Origin of the sequence: Agrobacterium sp. MA01, assembly GCF_009650195.1 — a bacterium.
In the GTDB taxonomy this organism is placed as follows: Bacteria; Pseudomonadota; Alphaproteobacteria; order Rhizobiales; family Rhizobiaceae; genus Allorhizobium.
Genome location: NZ_CP045854.1, coordinates 1726366 through 1747033, shown reverse-complemented (window position 1 = coordinate 1747033; position 20668 = coordinate 1726366). Strand labels below are relative to the sequence as shown.

Sequence of the window (20668 nt, the reverse complement as noted above, 5' to 3'; positions counted from 1 at the left end):
GGTTGCGAAGGAAATGTGTCATGGACCAGGCGGGACGATGGAGCAAGAGCTGAGCGATACAATCGGTGTTGTCGTGGTTGCCGCCGGCCGTGGCGAACGCGCCGGAGCCTCCGTCGAAGGGCCGAAGCAATACAGGCGCATTGGCGGCAAGCCCGTCATCTGGCATACGCTGAAACGCTTTCTCGACTGGCCCAAAAGTGGCCCCATCGTCCTCGTCATTCACCCGGAAGATCATGGACTGCTGGAAACTGCGATTGTCGACCTGTCTCCCCGGGATTCCTTGATCGTGGTCGAGGGCGGCGCCACCCGCCAGGCCTCGGTGCTCAACGGGTTGCAGGCGTTGCACGAGCGGGGCATTAGACACGTGATGATCCAGGACGGTGTGCGCCCCTTTGTCGACGAGGCTCTTCTCGACCGGATCGCCGCCGAACTCGATGCGGGAAAACCGGCCGTGTTGCCCGCCATCCCCTTGTCGGACACAATCAAGCGCGGCGACGCCGCAGGCCTCATCACCGGCACGGTGCCGCGCAAGGATCTTTACGCGGCGCAGACACCGCAGAGCTTTCACTACGCAACCATTCTCGCCGCCCACGAGCGCGCCGCGACCGAGCAAGCCGCGGACTTCACGGACGACGCCTCGATCGCGGAATGGGCTGGCATCCCCGTCCAGTTGGTTGAGGGATCAATCGACAATGTCAAACTGACCGTAAAGAGAGATATCGCCATGGCCGACGAAAAACTGAAGGCTAGCGCCCTCCCCGACGTTCGCACTGGAAACGGCTATGACGTGCACCAGCTCGAGCCCGGCGATGGCGTCACGCTCTGCGGCATCTTCATTCCGCATGATCAGAAGCTGAAAGGCCATTCCGATGCCGATGTCGCGCTGCATGCCCTGACAGACGCATTGCTCGCCACCTGCGGCGCCGGCGATATCGGCGATCATTTTCCGCCGTCGGACATGCAGTGGAAGGGCGCGCCGTCGCGTATCTTTCTCGAACACGCAGCGCGGGTCGTGCGCGGTGCCGGCGGCACGATCATGAATGCGGATATTTCGCTAATTGCCGAAGAACCTAAGATTGGGCCGCATCGTCAAGCCATGCGCGAGAAGCTCGCCGAGATCCTCGACATCTCGCTCGATCGCTGCTCGGTGAAAGCGACGACCAACGAGAAGATCGGCTTCGTCGGTCGTGGTGAAGGCATCGCCGCCATCGCCACGGCAACCGTCGTCTTTCGAGGAACGGACTGATGGGGCTCTATCCGGGAGATATCGAGCAGCAGGCCGCAGCGATCATCGCGGCCTATCGGGATCTCGGCTGGATGATTGCGACGGCCGAATCCTGCACCGGTGGCCTGATCGTCGGTGCGCTGACAGAGATTGCCGGTTCGTCGGCGGTCGTTGATCGCGGTTTCGTCACCTATACGAACCAGGCGAAAATGGATTTGATCGGCGTTTCGAGCGCAACGCTTGAAGCTTTCGGAGCCGTCTCGAAGGAGACCGCATTGCAGATGGCCCAAGGCGCACTGATCCGTTCGACCGCGCATGTGGCGGTCGCTGTGACAGGCATTGCTGGACCGGGTGGCGGATCGGCGGAGAAACCGGTAGGGCTTGTGCATCTGGCGCTGAGAAGCCGCAGCGGGGAAGTCGAGCACAGGGAAATGCGCTATAGTGATATCGGCCGCGATCAAGTGCGGCTCGCCACTGTCAGAACAGCACTCGACATGCTGGCGCGCGCGGCTCAGCTGCCAGCGTAAATCTTGTCGGCACGCTCCTCGAAGGCTTCCGAAAACATGCGGAAGGCACGGTCGAACATTGAGCCCATCAGAGCCCCGAGGATGCGGTTCTTGAATTCGTAGTCGATGTAGAAATGGACCGAGCAGGTGCCCTCGCCTGCGTCTTCGAAACGCCAGCGATTGTCGAGATACCGGAACGGACCTTCGATGTATTTGACATCGATAGCGCGCTCGGCAGCCGTCAGCAGAACCTGCGTCGTGAAGGTCTCGCGGATCGCCTTGTAGCCCACGGTCATGTCGGCGAGCAGCAATTCCTTCCCGTCGCGTTCGCGGCGCGAGCGAATGGTTAGCGCTTCGCAGAGCGGCAAAAATTCCGGATAGCGCTCGACGTCGGCGACGAGGGCATACATACGTTCGGGCGAGTGCTTGACGAGGCGGCGGGTTTCAAACTGTGGCATGCCAGCGACTTAATGAGGAAGCCCCGCAAGATCAAGCAGGTGCGCCATTTCGCCATGGGATTTCAGGGGCACGACCGGCACGTTCGGTCCGTGACGCTCGATTTCCTGGATGATCCGCGGGGCATAACGACGCTCGAAATTCCAGATATAGGAGAGGAAATCGCGATCGGGTAAGGGTTCGGGACAGCCTTCCGCCATATCCGGCCGTACACTACCCCTGAAACGATAGACCCTCTTTGCAACGCCCAGCAGACATTTCCATCGGGGAAGTCGCAACCAAAGGATGAGATCTGTGCGCGGCAGCCTGATATCGAATGATGACGAACCACTGCCGTCGATGACCCAGCCGTCGCCGTTGACAAAGGCGCCCAGTCGCTCACGCTGCTCCTCCCTGCTACGCTCCTGCCAACCGGGCAGCCAGCGCACATCCCTGTCCAGGGATACATAGCTCAGGCCCAGAGCGCTCGCGAGCTTCTGCGACAGAGTGCTTTTTCCGCTGCCAGACGATCCAATCACGCAGATGCGGCGGGCTTGGCGCAGGGCTTGTGCAGCAGCACTAAACGGCTCCAGTTCACGCATTCGGAGCAGTCCGTCAAGCTGCCGCAACAGGCCTGATCTGGTCGATCCCGGTCGCTGTTTTGCTGGCCAGGGCGAGGTCGTAGGTGCGCTGAAGATTGAGCCAGAACTCCGGCGTGGTCGAAAAGTAGCGGCCTAGCCGCAGAGCAATCTCGGCCGTTATCGCACCATGGCCATTTTGCAGGCCCTCGAGCGCAGCCCTTTCGATACCGGTGTCAGTGGCAACCTGGTCAAATGTCAGGCCGAAGTCAGCGATGAAGTCGTCAAACAACACGCAACCGGGATGGATTGGTTCTTCAGTCACATGCAGCATTGCGCACCTCAGTGATAGTCGCACACTTCGACATCAAACGCGTCCCCGTTGGCCCATCGGAAGCAGATCCGCCACTGATCATTGATGCGGATCGAATGCTGTCCCTCGCGATTTCCCTTGAGCGCTTCAAGCCGATTGCTCGGTGGCACGCGCAAATCCGAAAGGACATGAGCTGCGTGGATCGCCATCAGCTTTCGCCGGGCACGCTCGGTTACGTCTGGCGGAAATCCTCGGACGTTCGATGTTCTGAAAAGCTGCTCCGTCAGTTTGTCTTTGAAATCTCGTATCATGATTTCACCCAAACCGACAGAGGCAGCCTAGGCCCGAACCAATTGCAGCTTCTCCCGCGCCGCCTTCAGCCGGGCAAAGTCATCGCCGGCATGGTGCGAGGAGCGGGTCAGCGGGCTCGAGGACACCATCAGGAAGCCCTTGGTGTAGGCAATGTCCTCGTAGGACTTGAACTCTTCTGGCGTGACGAAACGTTCGACCTTGTGGTGCTTGCGGGTCGGCTGGAGGTACTGGCCAATGGTCAGGAAGTCGACGTCGGCAGAACGCAGGTCGTCCATCAACTGCAGCACTTCGTTGCGCTCTTCGCCCAGGCCGACCATGATTCCGGACTTGGTGAACATGGTCGGGTCGAGTTCCTTCACCCGCTGAAGCAGGCGAACGGAATGGAAATAGCGGGCGCCGGGACGGACCGTCAGATAGTTGCCCGGCACGGTTTCCATGTTGTGGTTGAAGACGTCGGGCTTGGCCGCGACGACTCGCTCAAGGGCACCAGGCTTCTTGAGGAAGTCAGGGGTAAGGATCTCGATCGTCGTCTCGGGCGATGCTTCGCGGATCGCCCAGATCACCTTCTCGAAATGTTCGGCGCCGCCATCAGCCAAGTCGTCACGGTCGACGGAGGTGATGACAACGTGCTGCAGACCCATCTGGCGGACGGCTTTGGCCACATTGGCGGGCTCGTCGAGATCGAGCGGGTTGGGCTTGCCGGTCGCGACATTGCAGAAGGCGCAGGCGCGGGTACAGATCTCGCCCATGATCATGAAGGTCGCGTGCTTTTTGTCCCAGCACTCGCCGATATTCGGGCAGCCGGCCTCTTCGCAGACCGTTACCAGCTTGTGGGAGCGGACGAGCTCGCGGGTCTCGTGATAGCCCTTGGATGTCGGCGCCTTGACGCGGATCCATTCCGGCTTGCGCAATACCTCGGTGTCGGGCTTGTGGGCCTTTTCCGGATGGCGCACACGCTTTTCGTCTGCAGGCGCCAGGGGTGCCGCGTTCGAAAGATTGGTCCTGTCGAGAATGGTGACCATGGTCAAAACCCTATCCCGCCGCTGGTGCGGCTAATCGAGATTACCGCCGGACAAGCCGGGCAATGAAGAGAAGGAGGCTGGCGCCAACGAAACTGGTGATAAGGTATCCGAGCCAGTCACCCTCGACAAAGATGCCGAGGCGACGGAAGATCGCCGCTGCGATTGCCGCGCCGACAATGCCAATCACGATGTTCATGAAGACGCCAAAGCGCATGTCCATCAGCTTGCCGGCAAGCCAGCCTGCGAGGCCGCCGAAGAAGATCGTCGCGATAATGCCGACTTCAAACCCTGCCACGTCGAACTCCCTTTGGATCGTCAATTTGGAACCTGCCGCCCATATAGGCGGCGAGGTCCCGTTTCACAACCTGACTTCAGGCGTTCAGCACCCGGCCGTAGGCGTCGAGCACGCTTTCCTTCATCATTTCCGACAGTGTCGGATGCGGGAAGATCGTGTGCATCAGCTCTTCCTCTGTCGTCTCGAGGTTCATCGCGACAACGAAGCCCTGGATAAGTTCGGTCACTTCCGTGCCGACCATGTGCGCACCGATCAGTTCGCCGGTCTTCTTGTCGAAGATCGTCTTGATCATGCCCTGGTCTTCGCCGAGCGCGATCGCCTTGCCGTTGGCGGCAAAGGAATACCGACCAACGCGGATTTCGCGGCCCTGCTCCTTGGCTTTGGCTTCCGTCAGACCAACCGAGGCGACCTGCGGGTTGCAATAGGTGCAGCCTGGGATCTTGGCCTTGTCCATCGGGTGAACGTTCGGCAGGCCCGCGATCTTCTCGATGCAGATGACGCCTTCATGCTCGGCCTTGTGGGCGAGCATCGGCGGGCCGGCAACGTCGCCGATCGCATAGAGGCCCGGCACGTTGGTCTTGCCGTAGCCGTCGATGACGATGCAGCCGCGATCGGTCTTTACGCCGAGCGTTTCGAGGCCGAGGTTCTCGATATTGCCCTGAACGCCGACGGCGGAGATCAGGCGGTCAGCGGTGATGGTCTGGATCTTGCCGTCCTTGGTCTCGACATGGGCAGTGATCGAGTTTGCACCCTTCTCGACCTTGGAGACCTTGGCTTCGGTAATGATCTTCAGGCCGCGCTTTTCCAGCTGCTTGCGGGCGAAGGTGGAGATCTCCACATCCTCGACCGGCATGATGTTGGCCATCAGCTCGACAACGGTGACGTCGACACCCATCGAGCGATAGAAGGAGGCGAATTCGATGCCGATCGCGCCCGAGCCCATGACCACGATCGATTTCGGCATGAAGTCCGGCTTCATCGCTTCGAAATAGGTCCAGATCAGCTTGCCATCGGGCTCGATGCCCGGAAGTGCGCGCGGACGCGCGCCGGTGGCAACGATGATGTGCTTGGCGGTATAGGTGCCCTCGCCCAGCACACCCTTCGGAACCGGGTTCTGCGGCTCGACCACGGGCTTGGTCATCTTGCCGACGACGACTTCGCCGGGCTTGGTCAACTTGGCTTCGCCCCAGATCACGTCGATCTTGTTCTTCTTCATCAGGAAGCCGATGCCACCATTGAGGCGGGCAGAGACGCCGCGGGAGCGGGCGACGACTTCCTTCACGTCGGCTGTCATGGTGCCGTTCAGCGTCAGGCCGTAGGATTTCGCATGGTTGGCGTGATCGAGGATCTCGGCTGAGCGCAGCAGCGCCTTTGTCGGGATGCAGCCCCAGTTCAGGCAGATGCCGCCCAGATGCTCGCGCTCAACGATCGCGGTTTTCAGTCCGAGCTGGGCGGCACGGATGGCGGTGACGTAGCCGCCGGGGCCGGAGCCAATGATGATGACGTCGTAAGCGTTCGACATAGGTGCTTCCACTCCTCGGTTTCCTGCGAGCCTCCATTCTCACGGAGGCCCGTTTCGGGACTGGAAGCGAAACCCTCAGGCTGCGGGTGTCTCGGCTTCCGGTTCGTGACGAACCAGCATCCCGTAGATTTCATCCTTGAGCTGCATCCGCTTCTTGCGCATTTCCACGATGTGGAAGTCGTCTGCAGGCTCGATATCGGTTTCGGCGCGGTGGATGGCCCGGTTCACCTCATGATAGGTTTCGAACAATCTTGCAAAATGCCCATCCGTTTCTTTCAGATGACGCATCAGCGTGACGTGTTCCGGGAATTCCACTGCCAGTTCGTGCGGTGTGTTCGACATGATCCCATCTCCTCTTGTCGGGGTTGATGGGTACAGGTTAGACGCAGCGCACAAGACCTCCTTGATTTTGATCAACGCGCCCTGCCAGAGGATGCAGGATGCGGTCTTTCTTCAAAGTCCAAGCATCATGCGGACGACAGGCTCAAGACCGCGACCGATCGCACGGGTGTTTTCCGCATCGAGATGGATGCCGTCGAGCGGCGTGGTCTCTGCGACCGATCCTGCGTCGAAGAAGGCGCATCCCGATTCGTCTGCTGCATCGCGGTACATGCTGGCGAGCATGGCGCCTTCGTCCACCGAGTGGTTGAACATGGCGCCGAACACCGAATTGGCCGTCTCGCGGATCGCCGGCGGCGCGACGATCAGGATTTCGGGCTCGTCGAACTCGAAACCCCAGTCGTGCTTCTGAACGAGCTTGACCAGCCGCTTGACGCCACTGGTCGCGCCGATGGCCGTGCCCTGAATGCCCCGCTTGAGGTCATTCGTCCCCAGCATGATGATCACAAGATCGATCGGCTTGTGTGTTGCGAGAAGCGTCGGAAGCAGCTTGGTTCCGTTGCGCTCGCAATCGCCCAGATGGTCGTCATAGGCGGTGGTACGACCGTTCAAGCCCTCGGCGATCACCCGGACCCCGTGGCCGAGCGCCTTTTGCAAGACACTCGTCCAGCGGTCCTCATAGCCATGCCGACCCAGATTCACCGGGTCATATCCCCATGTCAGGCTATCGCCATAGGCGAGAACGGTCTTCATCTTAACCGCCCCCGGTTCAGACCAGCATACCCATCGGATTTTCGATGTAGCGCTTGAAGGCACCGAGCAATTCGGCTCCGAGCGCGCCATCGACGCAACGGTGGTCGGTGGAGAGCGTCACGGTCATGACATTGGCGATCTTCATCTCGCCGTTCTTGACCACGACCCGCTCTTCGCCGGCGCCGACCGCAAGGATCGTTGCATGCGGCGGATTGACCACGGCCGAAAAGCTCTTCACGCCCATCATGCCCATGTTGGACACGGCAGTGGTGCCGCCCTGGTATTCCTCGGGCTTCAGCTTGCGGTCCTTGGCGCGCTTGCCGAGGTCCTTCATCTCGTTGGAGATGGTGGACAGGCTCTTTTCCTCCGCCTTGCGGATGATCGGAGTGATCAGGCCGCCGGGGATCGAGACCGCCACGCCAACGTCGGCATGCTTGTGCTTGACCATGTTGGTGTCGGTCCAGGAAACGTTGGCATCCGGCACGTCGCGCAGCGCGAGAGCCAGTGCCTTGATCACCATGTCGTTGACCGAGAGCTTGTAGGCAGGCTTGCCGTCTTTCTCGGGGGCTGCTGCATTGAGCTGGGCACGAAGTGCCAGCAGCGCATCCAGTTCGCAATCCACGGATACGTAGAAATGCGGAATTGTCTGTTTGGACTCCTGCAGGCGCTTGGCGATCGTCTTGCGCATGCCGTCATGCGGCACGAGCTCGTAGGAGCCTTCGGCGAAGTTCTTGAGAACAGCTTCTTCCGAGGCGCCCTTGGCCATAACCGGGGTAGCTGCAGCAGTTGACGCTGCTGCTGGCGCCGGGGCAGCCTTTGCACCACCGGTGCTGACGGCCTTTTCGACGTCGCTCTTGACGACGCGGCCCTTCGGACCGGAGCCAGAGACTGCCTTCAAGTCGAGACCGGCTTCCTTGGCGAGGCGACGGGCGAGCGGCGAGGCAAAGACCCGTTCCCCGCTCGACGCTGCCGGAGCAGCCGACGCGGCAGCAAGAGCCGGCGCTACAGCTGCAGCTGTGGCGGGCGCAGGTGCTGCTTCCGCCTTAGCCGCTGGTGCAGCCTCAGCCTTCGGCGCGGAAGATCCGCCACCAGCAGCGGCGGCTGCGACGTCCTCGCCTTCCTCGGCGAGGATCGCGATCAGCGCGTTGACCTTCACGGCCTCTGTGCCGGCGGGAACAACGATCTTTGCGACGATGCCTTCATCGACGGCTTCCACTTCCATGGTCGCCTTGTCGGTCTCGATCTCGGCGATCACGTCGCCGGACTTGACCTTGTCGCCTTCCTTGACCAGCCACTTGGCCAGATTGCCCTCTTCCATCGTCGGAGACAGGGCCGGCATGGTGATATTGATCGGCATGACCTTGCCCCCTTACTTGTAGCAGACGGTTTTGACGGCCTGAACGACTTCGGCAACGCTCGGCAGTGCCAGCTTTTCAAGATTGGCCGCATAAGGCATCGGAACATCCTTGCCGGCGATCGTGAGGATCGGCGCATCGAGATAGTCGAAGGCCTGCTGCATGACGCGGGTCGCAATTTCGGTGCCGACGGAGGACTGCGGATAGCCTTCCTCGACGGTGACCAGGCGGCCGGTCTTCTTGACGGATTCGATGACAGTCGGCAGGTCCATCGGACGGATGGTCCGAAGGTCGATCAGTTCGACGTCGATGCCTTCCTTCGCCAGCTCCTCGACGGCCTTGACCGAATAGGTCATGCCGATACCGAAGGAAACGATGGTCGCGTCCTTGCCGGTCTTGTGGATGCGTGCTTTGCCGATCGGCAGGACGAAGTCATCCATCTTCGGCACTTCGAAGGAGTGACCGTAGAGGATTTCGTTTTCCAGGAAGATGACCGGGTTCGGATCGCGGATGGCCGCCTTCAGCAGCCCCTTGGCGTCAGCCGCCGTGTACGGCATCACGACCTTCAGGCCCGGGATCTGGCTGTACCAGGCAGCGTAGTCCTGGCTGTGCTGGGCGCCAACGCGGGCAGCCGCACCGTTCGGACCACGGAAGACGATCGGGGCACCCATCTGGCCGCCGGACATGTAGAGCGTCTTGGCAGCCGAGTTGATGATGTGGTCGATCGCCTGCATGGCGAAGTTGAAGGTCATGAATTCGACGATCGGCTTCAGGCCGGCCATTGCCGCACCAACGCCGAGACCGGCAAAGCCATGCTCGGTGATCGGGGTGTCGACGACGCGCTGGGCGCCGAATTCCTGCAGAAGCCCCTGCGTGATCTTGTAGGCGCCCTGATATTCAGCGACTTCTTCACCCATGATGAAGACGTCAGGATTGGCGCGCATTTCCTCGGCCATGGCTTCGCGCAGCGCTTCACGCACCGTCATCGTCACCATTTCGGTGCCAGCCGGAACGTCCGGATCGGCAGCGACTTCAACCTTCGGAGCAGCCGGAACGGCGGCAGCAGCAGGCGCTTCGGCTGCCGGTGCGGATACCGGCTCGGCGGCAGCAGGCGCTGCCTTCGGAGCGGGGGCAGCATCAGCGCTTTCACCATCCTGAAGCAGAACGGCGATCGGCGTATTGACCTTGACGTTCTCGGTTCCGGCCGCGATCAGCAACTTGCCGAGCACACCTTCATCGACGGCTTCCACTTCCATGGTCGCCTTGTCGGTCTCGATCTCGGCGATCACGTCGCCAGACTTTACGGTGTCGCCTTCCTGCTTGATCCACTTGGAAAGCGTGCCTTCTTCCATTGTCGGAGAAAGGGCGGGCATCAAAATTTCGATCGGCATGGGTTCCCTCCCCGATTACAGAAGAATGTCGGTGTAGAGCTCGGAAACATCCGGCTCCGGATCGGCCTGGGCGAAATCGGCACTGTCCGCAACAATGTCACGCACATCCTTGTCGATCGCCTTGAGCTGGTCTTCTGAGGCCCAGCCATTCTCGAGGAGACGAGCCTTGACCTGCTCGATCGGATCCTGCTCCGACCGCATCTTCTGCACTTCTTCCTTGGAGCGATACTTCGCCGGGTCGGACATCGAATGGCCGCGATAGCGATAGGTCAGCATTTCAAGAATGATCGGCCCCTTGCCGGAACGGCAATGTTCAAGCGCCTCATCGGCGGCAGCCTTCACCGCGCGCACATCCATACCGTCAACCTGGACGCCGGGGATGCCGAAGCCGGAGCCGCGCAGCGAATAGTTCGACTGTGCCGTGGCGCGCGCCGTCGAGGTGCCCATGGCGTAACGGTTGTTCTCAACGATGTAGATAATCGGCAGCTGCCAAAGGGCAGCCATGTTGAAGCTCTCGTAGACCTGGCCCTGGTTTGCAGCGCCGTCGCCGAAATAGGCAACAGCAACATTGTCATTGCCGCGATACTTGTTGGCAAATGCAAGACCGGTTCCGAGCGAAACCTGCGCGCCGACGATGCCGTGGCCACCATAGAAATGCTTCTCTTTCGAGAACATGTGCATGGAGCCGCCCTTACCCTTCGACAGGCCGCTGCGGCGACCCGTGAGCTCGGCCATAACGCCGCGGGCACTCAAGCCGGCTGCGAGCATGTGTCCATGGTCGCGATAGGCGGTGATGACCTGATCACCTTCCTTCTGCGCCATCTGCATGCCGACAACGACAGCTTCCTGGCCGATATAGAGGTGACAGAAGCCCCCGATGAAGCCCATGCCGTAAAGCTGGCCGGCCTTCTCTTCGAAACGGCGGATCAGAAGCATTTCACGATAGGCGTGAAGCTCTTCATCCGCGCCGAATTCGGGTGCGTTTTTTCCGGTGAATTCCTTGCCGGCCGACTTGGCCGAAGACTTCCGACCGTTCGCAGCTGCTGGCTTGCGAGGCGCCATGCATCCCTCCCATGGGTTTATTATGGTCCAGAGTTGGGGACAGAATAGGGAAGAAAGAGGACGGCGGCAATGCCATAAATGCATGGCTCACATTCGCCGCAAGCAACTGTAATGACTAAAAAATTTACGATTAACTCAATTCAGGTTAATCAGAAATAGGTGTTGAAGATGACGATTTCGTCCGGACGCGACATGTTGAGCTGATAACGCGCCTTTTCGTCGATGATATCCTCATCGAGAGAGCCATCACTCAAGAGACTGACATCCTTTTCAAGCACGGTTCGCTGGGCCACGAGCGCCTCAAGCTCCGATGCACGCTCCTGCCGGATGCGCTCGAATTCTTGCCCCGCCCTGAGGCCGTAATCACCATGGATGGAATGGTAGCCGAAATAGGACAGGAAAGCGACGGTGATAGCGGGAAGAATGAGACGGCCGTATTTCTTCTTCTTGTGATGCCTGGTCCACATGCCGACAAATGCCCTGAAACGCGAAACTTGTCGCAAGAGTAACCGTCAGATCTTAACCGACCGTTGACCCTAATCGCAGCGCAAAAGAAAAAGCCCGCGCCGGGGAACCGGCACGGGCTTCGAAGGAATTCGACCGAGATCAGCCGCGCAGGATCGACGAGCCTGCGTAGACGGCCTGCGGTCCGAGTTCTTCCTCGATGCGGATCAGCTGGTTGTACTTGGCAGTGCGGTCGGAGCGGGCCAGCGAGCCGGTCTTGATCTGACCGCAGTTGGTGGCAACCGCGAGATCGGCAATCGTCGAATCCTCGGTTTCGCCCGAGCGGTGCGACATCACGGCCGTGTAGGCGGCGCGGTGTGCGGTCGAGACTGCGTCGAGGGTTTCCGACAGCGATCCGATCTGGTTGACCTTGACCAGGATGGAGTTGGCCACGCCCATCTTGATGCCGTCGCGCAGGCGGGCCGAATTGGTGACGAAGAGATCGTCGCCGACGAGCTGGATCTTCTTGCCGACCTTGTCGGTGAGTGCCTTCCAGCCGTCCCAGTCGTCTTCGGCCATACCGTCTTCGATCGAGAAGATCGGGTACTTGGCAGCAAGCTCGGCGAGGTATTCGGCCATGGCTTCCGGCTCAAGCGTGCGGCCTTCACCTTCCAGCACATACTTGCCGTCCTTGAAGAATTCGGTCGAGGCGCAGTCTAGCGCGATGTGCATGTCTTCGCCCGGACGATAGCCGGCCTTTTCGATCGACTTCATGATAAAGTCGAGGGCGGCAGGCGCGGAGGCGAGACCCGGCGCAAAACCGCCTTCATCACCGACATTCGTGTTGTGGCCGTCGGCAGCGAGCTGCTTCTTCAGCGTGTGGAAGACTTCCGAACCCATGCGAACGGCGTCGCGGATGCTGTCGGCACCGACAGGAACGATCATGAATTCCTGGAAGTCGATCGGGTTGTCAGCATGCGCGCCGCCATTGATGATGTTCATCATCGGAACCGGCAGGACATGGGCGTTCGGGCCGCCGACGTAACGGTAGAGCGGCAGGCCAGAGGACTGGGCTGCAGCCTTGGCGACGGCGAGCGAGACGCCGAGGATGGCATTGGCGCCGAGGCGCGCCTTGTTCGGCGTGCCATCGAGCTGGATCATCAGGTTGTCGATCTGGATCTGGTTCTCGGCATCGTGACCGCCGATCGCATCATAGATCTCGCCGTTCACGGCTTCGACCGCCTTTTCGACGCCCTTGCCGAGATAGCGCGAACCACCGTCACGCAGCTCGACGGCTTCATGCGCGCCGGTCGATGCGCCCGAGGGAACCGCAGCGCGGCCCATGCTGCCATCTTCGAGATAGACGTCGACCTCGACGGTCGGGTTGCCACGGCTGTCGAGGATCTCGCGGCCGATGATGTCGGTGATGGCGGTCATGTTCGCTCCCTGTAGACGGAAATTGGACAAGGCTCGGTAGGCCGATCGCAAGCCAGAAGCCAGCGGACCCGCCCGTTGAGTCATCCTCTCTTATCCGATGATCGGGAAAATACAATGACGGATCAGAGCCGAAACGAACGAAATCTAATCGATTTAAACGGCGATGACTTGCGGCGCTTCCGGTTCAACCGATTGAAGCGCCGCGAGAGACGGATCAGGATGCCTTGGCGATGTCGTCGAAGGCGATAAGTTTTTCGAGCAGACGGCGCATGTCGGTAATCTTGACCATGTTCGGGCCATCCGACGGCGCGTTGTCCGGGTCCTGATGAGTCTCGATGAAGAGGCCACCGACACCGACGGCAACAGCTGCACGAGCCAGCGTTTCGACGAATTCCCGCTGGCCACCAGAGGACCCACCCTGCCCGCCCGGCTGCTGGACCGAATGGGTGGCGTCGAACACGACAGGTGCGCCCATGGCCGCCATGATCGGCAGTGAGCGCATGTCGGAGACCAGCGTGTTGTAGCCGAAGGAGGCACCACGCTCGCAGAGCAGGACGTTCGGATTGCCGGAACCGGTGATCTTGTTCAGGACATTTTTCATGTCCCAGGGTGCCAGGAACTGGCCCTTCTTGACGTTGATCGCGCGACCGGTCTTCGCCGCAGCCACCAGCAGGTCTGTCTGGCGGCAGAGGAAGGCCGGGATCTGCAGGATATCAACGGTCGGGGCAACGGCGGTGCATTGCTCTTCCGTGTGGATGTCGGTGAGAACCGGAACGCCAAATTCCTTCTTGATGTCGGCGAAGACTTCCATTGCCGTTTCCAGGCCAATGCCGCGCTCAGCAGACAGCGAGGTGCGGTTCGCCTTGTCGAAGGATGACTTGTAAACGAGACCGAGCCCGAGTTCGCGGCAGAGCTCGACGAGCTGGCCGGCGATCATGAAGGCATGGTCGCGGCTTTCCATCTGGCAGGGACCAGCGATCAAGGCAAAACGGCCCTTCTGGGAGAAGACGGCCTTGGCCGGGCCTTCGCCAACGATGACTTCCGAATTGGGGGACACGCTCATTTCAACTCCTCGAAGGCAAAGGTAACACCCTGCCCCTCTTCCGGCGCGACGACGAGGCGTGCGCCCGTTTTTTGATAGGTGACGCCCTTAGCAGCGAGGCAGGCTTCTGTCACGCCGAGATCATCAACCGCGAAAACCACGGCTGCCCCGACGAGCCCCCGTTCCGACACCGCCACGTCCTGTCCGAAGTGAAGCCGGAAACCCTCCGGCGTCAGGACATCGACGGACGTATGGGCGGCCTGGATTGAGAGGCCGAAGGAATGGGCCGTGACATCGCGCTGGTCGAGGACCATTTCCAGCAGATATTGGAAGTCGCTCGGGTTCTCTTCGACCAGCACCACGCTTCGAATCCCTGCTGCGCCATTGGCATGTACGAGCAGCCCCCCCCGATCGGTCGGGAGAGGATTGATGCGCTGACAGGCGAAGGCGAAGAAATCAGGCGCGCGCAGGTCTGCGGCAAAGGCGAGGCGGAACGAACCCTCCGCGGTCCGCCCATCCGGAAAACGAAACTGGCGTGCGAAATCAAGCACAGGGCCGGCGCTCATGCCGTCTTGGCGATACTGCGAATCGTCAGCCAACGCGTCCTGCGTCTTCACGACAATGGCGGAGAGGCCCTCGCCTCGCCGAAAGCGAAAGGCCTGATCGCGAGCGACAAAGACATTGCCCATGCGCGCTGCTTCCAGACAGTCCTCTCGGCTGCCGACCGCCAGCGGTTCCAGATAGGTGTCGTCAGCGAAGAACACACAGGCATTCTCTGTGCCGAATGGGTGGCGGGCATCCGCCGCAACGGTAAAGCCGAGACGCCCGAGCCTATCTCGGGCGGTTTCGAGCTCGAAGACCGGCAGGACGAGATGATCGATGGTGCGGGCTGAGGAAATGGGACTGGACATGTTTGCTCTCGATTAATTCTTCAGTTTTGAGAATTGTGCGCCTTGCTTGAAAGGGTCTCGATCGCCTGGCGCAGCGCATTAATCTCCTGGCGCGCCTCGCGCAGCTCTTTCACCACCTCCTCGTCGATCTTGTGGTGCAAGGCCAATACCTCGATCTCTGCCTTGAGATTGATCTCGTAGTCTTTCGCCGCCATGAAGCGATCGCGCTCGGTCTGTCGGTTCTGGCTCATCATGATAATCGGCGCCTGAATGGCAGCGAGCATCGACAGGAGCAGGTTCAGGAAGATGAACGGATAGGGATCGAGCGCACCTGTTGCCAGAATCACCGTGTTGAGGATCACCCAGGCGACCAAAAACAGCATGAAGCCGATGATAAAACCCCAGGAGCCGCCAACCCGTGCGATGCCATCAGCCACCCGCTGTCCGAGCGTGGCATGGGCCAGAAAGTCCTCGCCGGCATTGGTCGACACCGTGCGTCGCTCGCGCGCTCGCTTCAGCACCTTCTGCTCTGCTGACGAAAGATCGGATGACGACTTTCCCAGAACGAGCTTCTCGATATCCTTCAGCATTTACAGCATCCTTGAGGGCGGTTTGCCTGATGTGTGGGGGCGGATCTGCACTCTCCCCTGCAGCACGCCAAAATCCGACAGTTTCAAGACCTTTGTCCGCGGCTATCGCATTTTATCACCGGCTCTTCACAAAAATTTATCCCCTTGCGGAACACAACTGGAACATATAGTGTCTGTTCTGTATTTGTTTCACTTGGGGGCACCGCATATGCTGACGCGCAAGCAACAGGAACTGCTTCTCTTCATCCATGAACGGATGAAGGAATCGGGTGTCCCGCCGTCCTTCGACGAGATGAAGGATGCGCTGGACCTCGCATCCAAATCCGGGATCCATCGCCTGATCACGGCGCTCGAGGAACGCGGCTTCATCCGACGCTTGCCGAACCGGGCTCGTGCACTGGAGGTCATCAAGCTTCCGGAAGCCTATGCGCCAAGCATCCAGCCGCGCCGCGGCTTTGCGCCGAGCGTGATCGAGGGCAGTCTCGGCAAGACGCCGCCGGCGCCAGCACTGACAAAGCCGCCCGTCGAAGACAACGGCTCGTCCGTCTCGGTTCCGGTCATGGGCCGAATCGCAGCCGGTGTGCCAATTTCAGCCATTCAGAACAACACTCACGACATCACGGTACCGGCTGAGATGATCGGCGCGGGCGATCACTACGCGCTTGAGGTCAAGGGCGATTCGATGATTGAGGCCGGTATTCTTGACGGCGATACGGTTATCATCCGCAATGCCTCGAACGCCAATCCCGGTGACATCATCGTGGCGCTCGTCGACGACGAGGAGGCGACACTCAAACGCTTCCGCCGCCGCGGCGCATCGATTGCGCTGGAGGCCGCCAATCCGGCCTACGAAACCCGCATCTTCCCGCCGGATCGCGTCAAGATCCAGGGCAAGCTGGTGGGCCTCATTCGCCGCTATCACTGATCAGCATTGGGCTCCGGCTCCGGTCTCGGTCGGACGGTGCCAGTTGGACCTACAAATTCATGCGTGGTCTCGGAAGAGGCTGTGCGCCAGTCGTAGAGTCGGTGCGCAGTCCAGGGTCTTGAGGGTCCGTCGAGCGCTGACCTGACCGTCATGGCTTGTGAGTTGGTGGCTAGGCCCGCGACCTCGAGGGAGCCGGTTGCGCGCTGGCTCGCCTCGGAAATCAGGAGCGCGCCAGAGCGGCAGGTTTTGACGCGCGTGCGCGCCGACAGAACCACGATATCAGCTTCGTCGCAGGCTGCGCCGATGAGGTCCGGGCGTTCCAGCGTCAGCAGCGTGTTGCCGTTCTCCAGTCTGATGGCACAGGCCTGCTTTACGCAGGTGAACTGTTCTCTCCCGGCGGCTTTGAGTAGGCTATCAAATACAGCCTCTGCGAGTTTGCGCTGCTCCTCCGACAGTGTTTGGCCATTACGCCATTCTGGCGCTGGCGGCAGGGGGGCGGTCTCGAGCATCACCGGGCGCCTTGGTTCATCGATGCCGAGCACGGGTCGCCATTGATCGAAGATGAAGGCAGGCGGGCGGGCTCGGTTGATGGCAATGATGGACGTGTCGTCATTTGCGACCCGAATCGCGACCAACCGAGCGTCCTCGCTGATCATCAGTTCGCCACCCGGGGGTCGTGGAGCAAGGAAGGCAGCAGCGAGCGTTGCGACGATGAGAGCCGTGCCGACATGCCTGATCGGGGTTCTGAGTAGCATCAGCAAGAGCATGCCGGCGATTGCGCCGGGCATGAACCATGCCGGCAGACGCGGGAAGACGTAACCGCCGCCCCAGCCGGAGACAGTGTGAGCGACAATGAGCACCATTTCCAGGCCCTGGCCCATGATCCAGAAGAACGGCGCGTCGAGGCCAAATGGCATGAGCAGCATGGCAATGAAGCCGGACGGCATCACGACCAGCGAGATCAGCGGCATGGCGGCGAGGTTTGCCTCCAGTCCATGGGTCGACAGCCGGTGGAAATGGCTGATGGCAAAGACTGCGGTCGAGACCCCGCCGATGAAGGAGGTCGCCAGCGTCCCACCGACGAAAATGGCAAACCCGGCCACAATCCGCATGGCAAGCGATCGGGCCCTAGGCAGGATCGCGCGCGGTCGCGTCCGCCACCCGGCGTAACCGGCAATCAGGGCTGCAGTCGCCGCGAAAGACATCTGGAAACTCGGCCCCATGACGGTCGAGGGCTGGACCGCGAGGATCGCGGTTGCCGCAAGCGCGAGATTGTGGAGGCTGACAGCCGGGCGGTCGAAGAGGACGGCCCCGAGCATGACCGCCGTCATCAGATAGGCCCGCAGCGCCGAGACCTGGTAGCCGGAAATGAGCACATAGCCGGTCGTCGCCAGAAGCGCGCCGGCGGCCGCGATCTTCTTTACCGGATAACGGTGGGCAAAGGTCGGCATTAGGCTCAGAAGCCCTCGCAATCCGACAAAGAAGATGCCGGCGGCAAGCGCCATGTTGAGGCCCGAGATCGCGGTGATATGGGCGAGGCCCGAGACGCGCAGCGCCTCCGTCGCCTCTTCCGACATCGATCGGCGTTCGCCGGTAATGATCGCAGCGGCGAAGGCGCCGGGATCTCCGGGCAGTATGCTGCGAATGCGGTTTGAGATGCGATCCCGGAGCGAGAACAGGGACGCGTCGAAGCGCGCCCACAGACCCTTTTCCTCCCATGAAGCGGAGGTTTTGGCCTGGGGCGGACCGAGGAAGAAGCCGACAGCGCCGATGCCGGCGAAGTAGCTTTGGAAGCTAAAGTCGTTCAATCCCGGCAAAGCCGGACCTGACGGTGGCGACAGACGGGCGCGGCCGCTCAATTGCTCGCCGATGGCAGCTGGCACATGCTTGCTTCGGGCAAGGAGGGACACGCGTCCCGGCGACCGGCGAATGCTCGGCTCTGCGGTCTGGATTACGCGTAACACGTAACGCCATTCACCGCCCGCCCCCTGCTCCCGTCGCTCGACGACCCCGGTGACCGTGGTGACGAGCGGCTGATCGAGGATCACGGTGGACGCTCGCCGTGTCTCCCATTCGGCCATCAGCATGCCGAGAAGGATCAGGCACAAACTCCACAGGACCACATGCGCCACGGTGTCGCGCATCGCCCGCAAAAGTGCAAAAGCCAGGCAAACTAGGAGCAGTCCGAGGACGATAGCCGGCGGTGGTTGCCCGACGGAAAACCAGATTGCAGCACCCGCGCCGAGCCAGACAGGCACGAAGAGGAAAAAATGCCCGTGCCGACTTTCGTCTGAGACGTACTGTCGAACCTGCCTGAGAATGCGATGCAAAACAGCGCGAGCGGCGACAGCACGGCCGATCGTCGTCAAACCTGGCATTGCGCGTTTTTCGAGTGGTCGAGGCAAGTCTCGCCGTCCCGGTATATCACCGGACCGGAGGTGCCCTTCCCCCTGTATTTCCGCTACTTCCCCCATCAGCCACACCCGGCCGGATCTACCCCATCTGCAGACAGAATAAGCGAAAACCGTCAGCAATCAATGCGTGCAACGAATCGGGTTTTCGCCGCCTATCCGGGCTTCAAACGATTAGAACCGTTCGGTTCGATTGTTGCTGTTTTCGCGACGCACAATTTGCCCTTTGGATAGCTTGGCATTAACTTCGGTATCATATAGCTACATCACACGCTTAACCGATGGCGGCTTTTTCAAGACGCCTTCCCGCCAATTCCGGAGGATCAGCATGACGGACAAAAGCGCTTCTTTGAAACTCGGTGACAAGACGGTCGACCTGAGCGTCAAGGCCGGCACGATCGGCCCAGATGTCATCGACATCGGCGCCCTTTACAAGCACACGGGTACGTTCACCTACGATCCGGGCTTTACGTCCACGGCATCCTGCGAATCCAAGATCACCTATATCGACGGCGACGAAGGCACGCTGCTGCATCGCGGCTACCCGATCGAACAGCTTGCTGAAAAGGGCGACTTCCTCGAGGTCTGCTACCTGCTGCTCTACGGCGAACTGCCGACGGCTGCGCAGAAGAAGGACTTCGACTATCGCGTGACGCACCACACCATGGTGCACGAGCAGATGAGCAAGTTCTTCTCCGGCTATCGCCGTGACGCCCATCCGATGGCGGTCATGGTCGGTACGGTCGGCGCGCTCTCCGCCTTCTATCACGACTCGACCGACATCACCGATCCGCATCAGCGCATGGTCGCCTCGCTGCGCATGATCGCCAAGATGCCGACGATCGCGGCCATGGCCTACAAGTATCACGTCGGCCAGCCCTTCGTTTACCCGAAGAACGATCTCGATTACGCGTCGAACTTCCTTCGCATGTGCTTTGCCGTGCCCTGTGAAGAGTATCAGGTGAACCCGGTTCTGGCGCGCGCCATGGACCGCATCTTCATCCTGCATGCCGATCACGAGCAGAACGCCTCGACATCGACCGTGCGTCTCGCCGGCTCTTCAGGCGCCAATCCGTTCGCCTGCATCGCAGCCGGTATCGCGTGCCTTTGGGGCCCTGCCCATGGCGGCGCCAACGAGGCTGCCCTCAACATGCTGCAGGAAATCGGCTCGGTCGACCGCATTCCGGAATACATCGCCAAGGCCAAGGACAAGAACGATCCGTTCCGTCTGATGGGCTTCGGCCACCGGGTCTACAAGAACTACGACCCGCGCGCCAAGATCATGCAGAAGACCATGTACGAGGTCCTCGAAGCGACCGGCCATGCCGACGATCCGCTGATGAAGGTGGCACTCGAGCTCGAGAAGATCGCGCTCAACGACCCCTACTTCATCGACAAGAAGCTCTACCCGAACGTCGACTTCTATTCGGGCATCACGCTGCGTGCGCTCGGCTTCCCGACGACCATGTTCACCGTTCTCTTCGCGCTTGCCCGCACCGTCGGCTGGATCGCGCAGTGGAACGAGATGATCGAGGATCCGCAGCAGCGCATCGGCCGTCCGCGTCAGCTGTATACCGGTGAGCCGAAGCGCGATTACAAGGCGCTCTCGGAGCGCTGAGACATTCGTCTATCTTGAAGTATCGAGAAGGCCGGCTTTGTCCGGCCTTCTTTCGTTTTGACGAGGGCCGATTGCGTCCCGGATCGCAGGCAACAATCAAACTCCCCGTGATGGTCGCGCATTTCGCCGTCGGATGCCTTCAATTCCCCGGAGCTTTGTTCTAAGGAAGTCAACCTGCTTCGTCCCGGACGAAGATTTACAAT

Annotated in this window: 22 protein-coding genes; 4 read left to right on the top strand and 18 right to left on the bottom strand. The window is 60.6% G+C overall.

Annotated elements, in window-relative coordinates; all coding sequences use genetic code 11:
• Positions 1-37: 37 nt before the first annotated feature.
• Positions 38-1246 carry a bifunctional 2-C-methyl-D-erythritol 4-phosphate cytidylyltransferase/2-C-methyl-D-erythritol 2,4-cyclodiphosphate synthase gene (locus GH983_RS08605; RefSeq protein WP_153762165.1) on the top strand — a complete coding sequence of 403 codons (1209 nt, stop codon included), beginning with the start codon at positions 38-40 and terminating at the stop codon, positions 1244-1246.
• Positions 1246-1752: a CinA family protein gene (locus GH983_RS08600; protein WP_153762164.1), complete on the top strand. Its 507-nt coding sequence runs from the start codon at positions 1246-1248 to the stop codon at positions 1750-1752. Before GH983_RS08605 ends, GH983_RS08600 begins: the two co-directional genes overlap by 1 nt.
• On the opposite strand, the gene GH983_RS08595 is transcribed toward GH983_RS08600, so the two are convergent.
• The 17 genes from GH983_RS08595 to GH983_RS08515 form a co-directional block, all read right to left on the bottom strand.
• Positions 1737-2189: a type II toxin-antitoxin system RatA family toxin gene (locus GH983_RS08595; protein ID WP_054148073.1), complete on the bottom strand. Its 453-nt coding sequence runs from the start codon at positions 2187-2189 to the stop codon at positions 1737-1739. The two genes, GH983_RS08600 and GH983_RS08595, sit on opposite strands and share 16 nt — an antisense overlap.
• Positions 2190-2198: 9 nt before the next feature.
• Positions 2199-2768 carry an AAA family ATPase gene (locus tag GH983_RS08590; protein ID WP_153762163.1) on the bottom strand — a complete coding sequence of 190 codons (570 nt, stop codon included), beginning with the start codon at positions 2766-2768 and terminating at the stop codon, positions 2199-2201.
• A gap of 13 nt (positions 2769-2781) precedes the next feature.
• Positions 2782-3078, bottom strand: coding sequence for a HigA family addiction module antitoxin (locus GH983_RS08585; protein WP_153762162.1), 297 nt, complete (start codon positions 3076-3078; stop codon positions 2782-2784).
• A gap of 8 nt (positions 3079-3086) precedes the next feature.
• Positions 3087-3368: a type II toxin-antitoxin system RelE/ParE family toxin gene (locus tag GH983_RS08580; protein ID WP_153763581.1), complete on the bottom strand. Its 282-nt coding sequence runs from the start codon at positions 3366-3368 to the stop codon at positions 3087-3089.
• A gap of 27 nt (positions 3369-3395) precedes the next feature.
• A complete protein-coding gene (lipA, locus tag GH983_RS08575; protein WP_054148071.1) occupies positions 3396-4391 on the bottom strand; it encodes a lipoyl synthase in 996 nt (331 codons plus the stop codon).
• Positions 4392-4431: 40 nt separating this feature from the next.
• Positions 4432-4686, bottom strand: coding sequence for a GlsB/YeaQ/YmgE family stress response membrane protein (locus GH983_RS08570; protein ID WP_054148070.1), 255 nt, complete (start codon positions 4684-4686; stop codon positions 4432-4434).
• A 76-nt stretch (positions 4687-4762) separates the two neighbouring features.
• Positions 4763-6208: a dihydrolipoyl dehydrogenase gene (gene lpdA, locus GH983_RS08565; RefSeq protein ID WP_153762161.1), complete on the bottom strand. Its 1446-nt coding sequence runs from the start codon at positions 6206-6208 to the stop codon at positions 4763-4765.
• 75 nt (positions 6209-6283) lie between these two features.
• Positions 6284-6550: a YdcH family protein gene (locus GH983_RS08560; protein ID WP_153762160.1), complete on the bottom strand. Its 267-nt coding sequence runs from the start codon at positions 6548-6550 to the stop codon at positions 6284-6286.
• A gap of 111 nt (positions 6551-6661) precedes the next feature.
• Positions 6662-7300, bottom strand: a complete 639-nt coding sequence (locus GH983_RS08555; RefSeq protein ID WP_153762159.1) for an SGNH/GDSL hydrolase family protein — start codon at positions 7298-7300, stop codon at positions 6662-6664.
• A 16-nt stretch (positions 7301-7316) separates the two neighbouring features.
• Complete coding sequence (locus GH983_RS08550; protein WP_153762158.1) at positions 7317-8657, bottom strand: pyruvate dehydrogenase complex dihydrolipoamide acetyltransferase; 1341 nt, start codon at positions 8655-8657, stop codon at positions 7317-7319.
• Positions 8658-8669: 12 nt separating this feature from the next.
• Positions 8670-10046 carry a pyruvate dehydrogenase complex E1 component subunit beta gene (locus GH983_RS08545; RefSeq protein ID WP_054148065.1) on the bottom strand — a complete coding sequence of 459 codons (1377 nt, stop codon included), beginning with the start codon at positions 10044-10046 and terminating at the stop codon, positions 8670-8672.
• 15 nt (positions 10047-10061) lie between these two features.
• Complete coding sequence (pdhA, locus tag GH983_RS08540; RefSeq protein WP_054148064.1) at positions 10062-11108, bottom strand: pyruvate dehydrogenase (acetyl-transferring) E1 component subunit alpha; 1047 nt, start codon at positions 11106-11108, stop codon at positions 10062-10064.
• 149 nt (positions 11109-11257) lie between these two features.
• Positions 11258-11575 carry a septum formation initiator family protein gene (locus GH983_RS08535; RefSeq protein ID WP_054148063.1) on the bottom strand — a complete coding sequence of 106 codons (318 nt, stop codon included), beginning with the start codon at positions 11573-11575 and terminating at the stop codon, positions 11258-11260.
• A 139-nt stretch (positions 11576-11714) separates the two neighbouring features.
• Complete coding sequence (gene eno, locus GH983_RS08530) at positions 11715-12989, bottom strand: phosphopyruvate hydratase (RefSeq protein WP_054148062.1); 1275 nt, start codon at positions 12987-12989, stop codon at positions 11715-11717.
• Positions 12990-13203: 214 nt separating this feature from the next.
• A complete protein-coding gene (kdsA, locus tag GH983_RS08525) occupies positions 13204-14052 on the bottom strand; it encodes a 3-deoxy-8-phosphooctulonate synthase (RefSeq protein WP_153762157.1) in 849 nt (282 codons plus the stop codon).
• On the bottom strand, positions 14049-14942 hold the full coding sequence (locus tag GH983_RS08520; protein WP_153762156.1) for a VOC family protein: 894 nt from the start codon (positions 14940-14942) through the stop codon (positions 14049-14051). The genes kdsA and GH983_RS08520 overlap by 4 nt, the downstream gene beginning before the upstream one ends.
• Before the next feature lie 20 nt (positions 14943-14962).
• Positions 14963-15511: a DUF1003 domain-containing protein gene (locus tag GH983_RS08515; protein WP_153762155.1), complete on the bottom strand. Its 549-nt coding sequence runs from the start codon at positions 15509-15511 to the stop codon at positions 14963-14965.
• Positions 15512-15719: 208 nt separating this feature from the next.
• On the opposite strand from GH983_RS08515, the gene lexA reads away from it, so the two are divergent.
• Positions 15720-16436, top strand: a complete 717-nt coding sequence (gene lexA / locus GH983_RS08510) for a transcriptional repressor LexA (RefSeq protein ID WP_153762154.1) — start codon at positions 15720-15722, stop codon at positions 16434-16436.
• Here lexA and GH983_RS08505 read toward each other — a convergent pair.
• Positions 16430-18814, bottom strand: coding sequence for a ComEC/Rec2 family competence protein (locus GH983_RS08505; RefSeq protein WP_246727528.1), 2385 nt, complete (start codon positions 18812-18814; stop codon positions 16430-16432). The genes lexA and GH983_RS08505 overlap by 7 nt on opposite strands.
• 361 nt (positions 18815-19175) lie before the next feature.
• On the opposite strand from GH983_RS08505, the gene gltA reads away from it, so the two are divergent.
• The gene (gene gltA / locus GH983_RS08500) at positions 19176-20465 is read left to right on the top strand and encodes a citrate synthase (protein WP_054148057.1); all 1290 of its coding nucleotides are present in this window, start codon (positions 19176-19178) and stop codon (positions 20463-20465) included.
• Positions 20466-20668 lie beyond the last annotated feature (203 nt).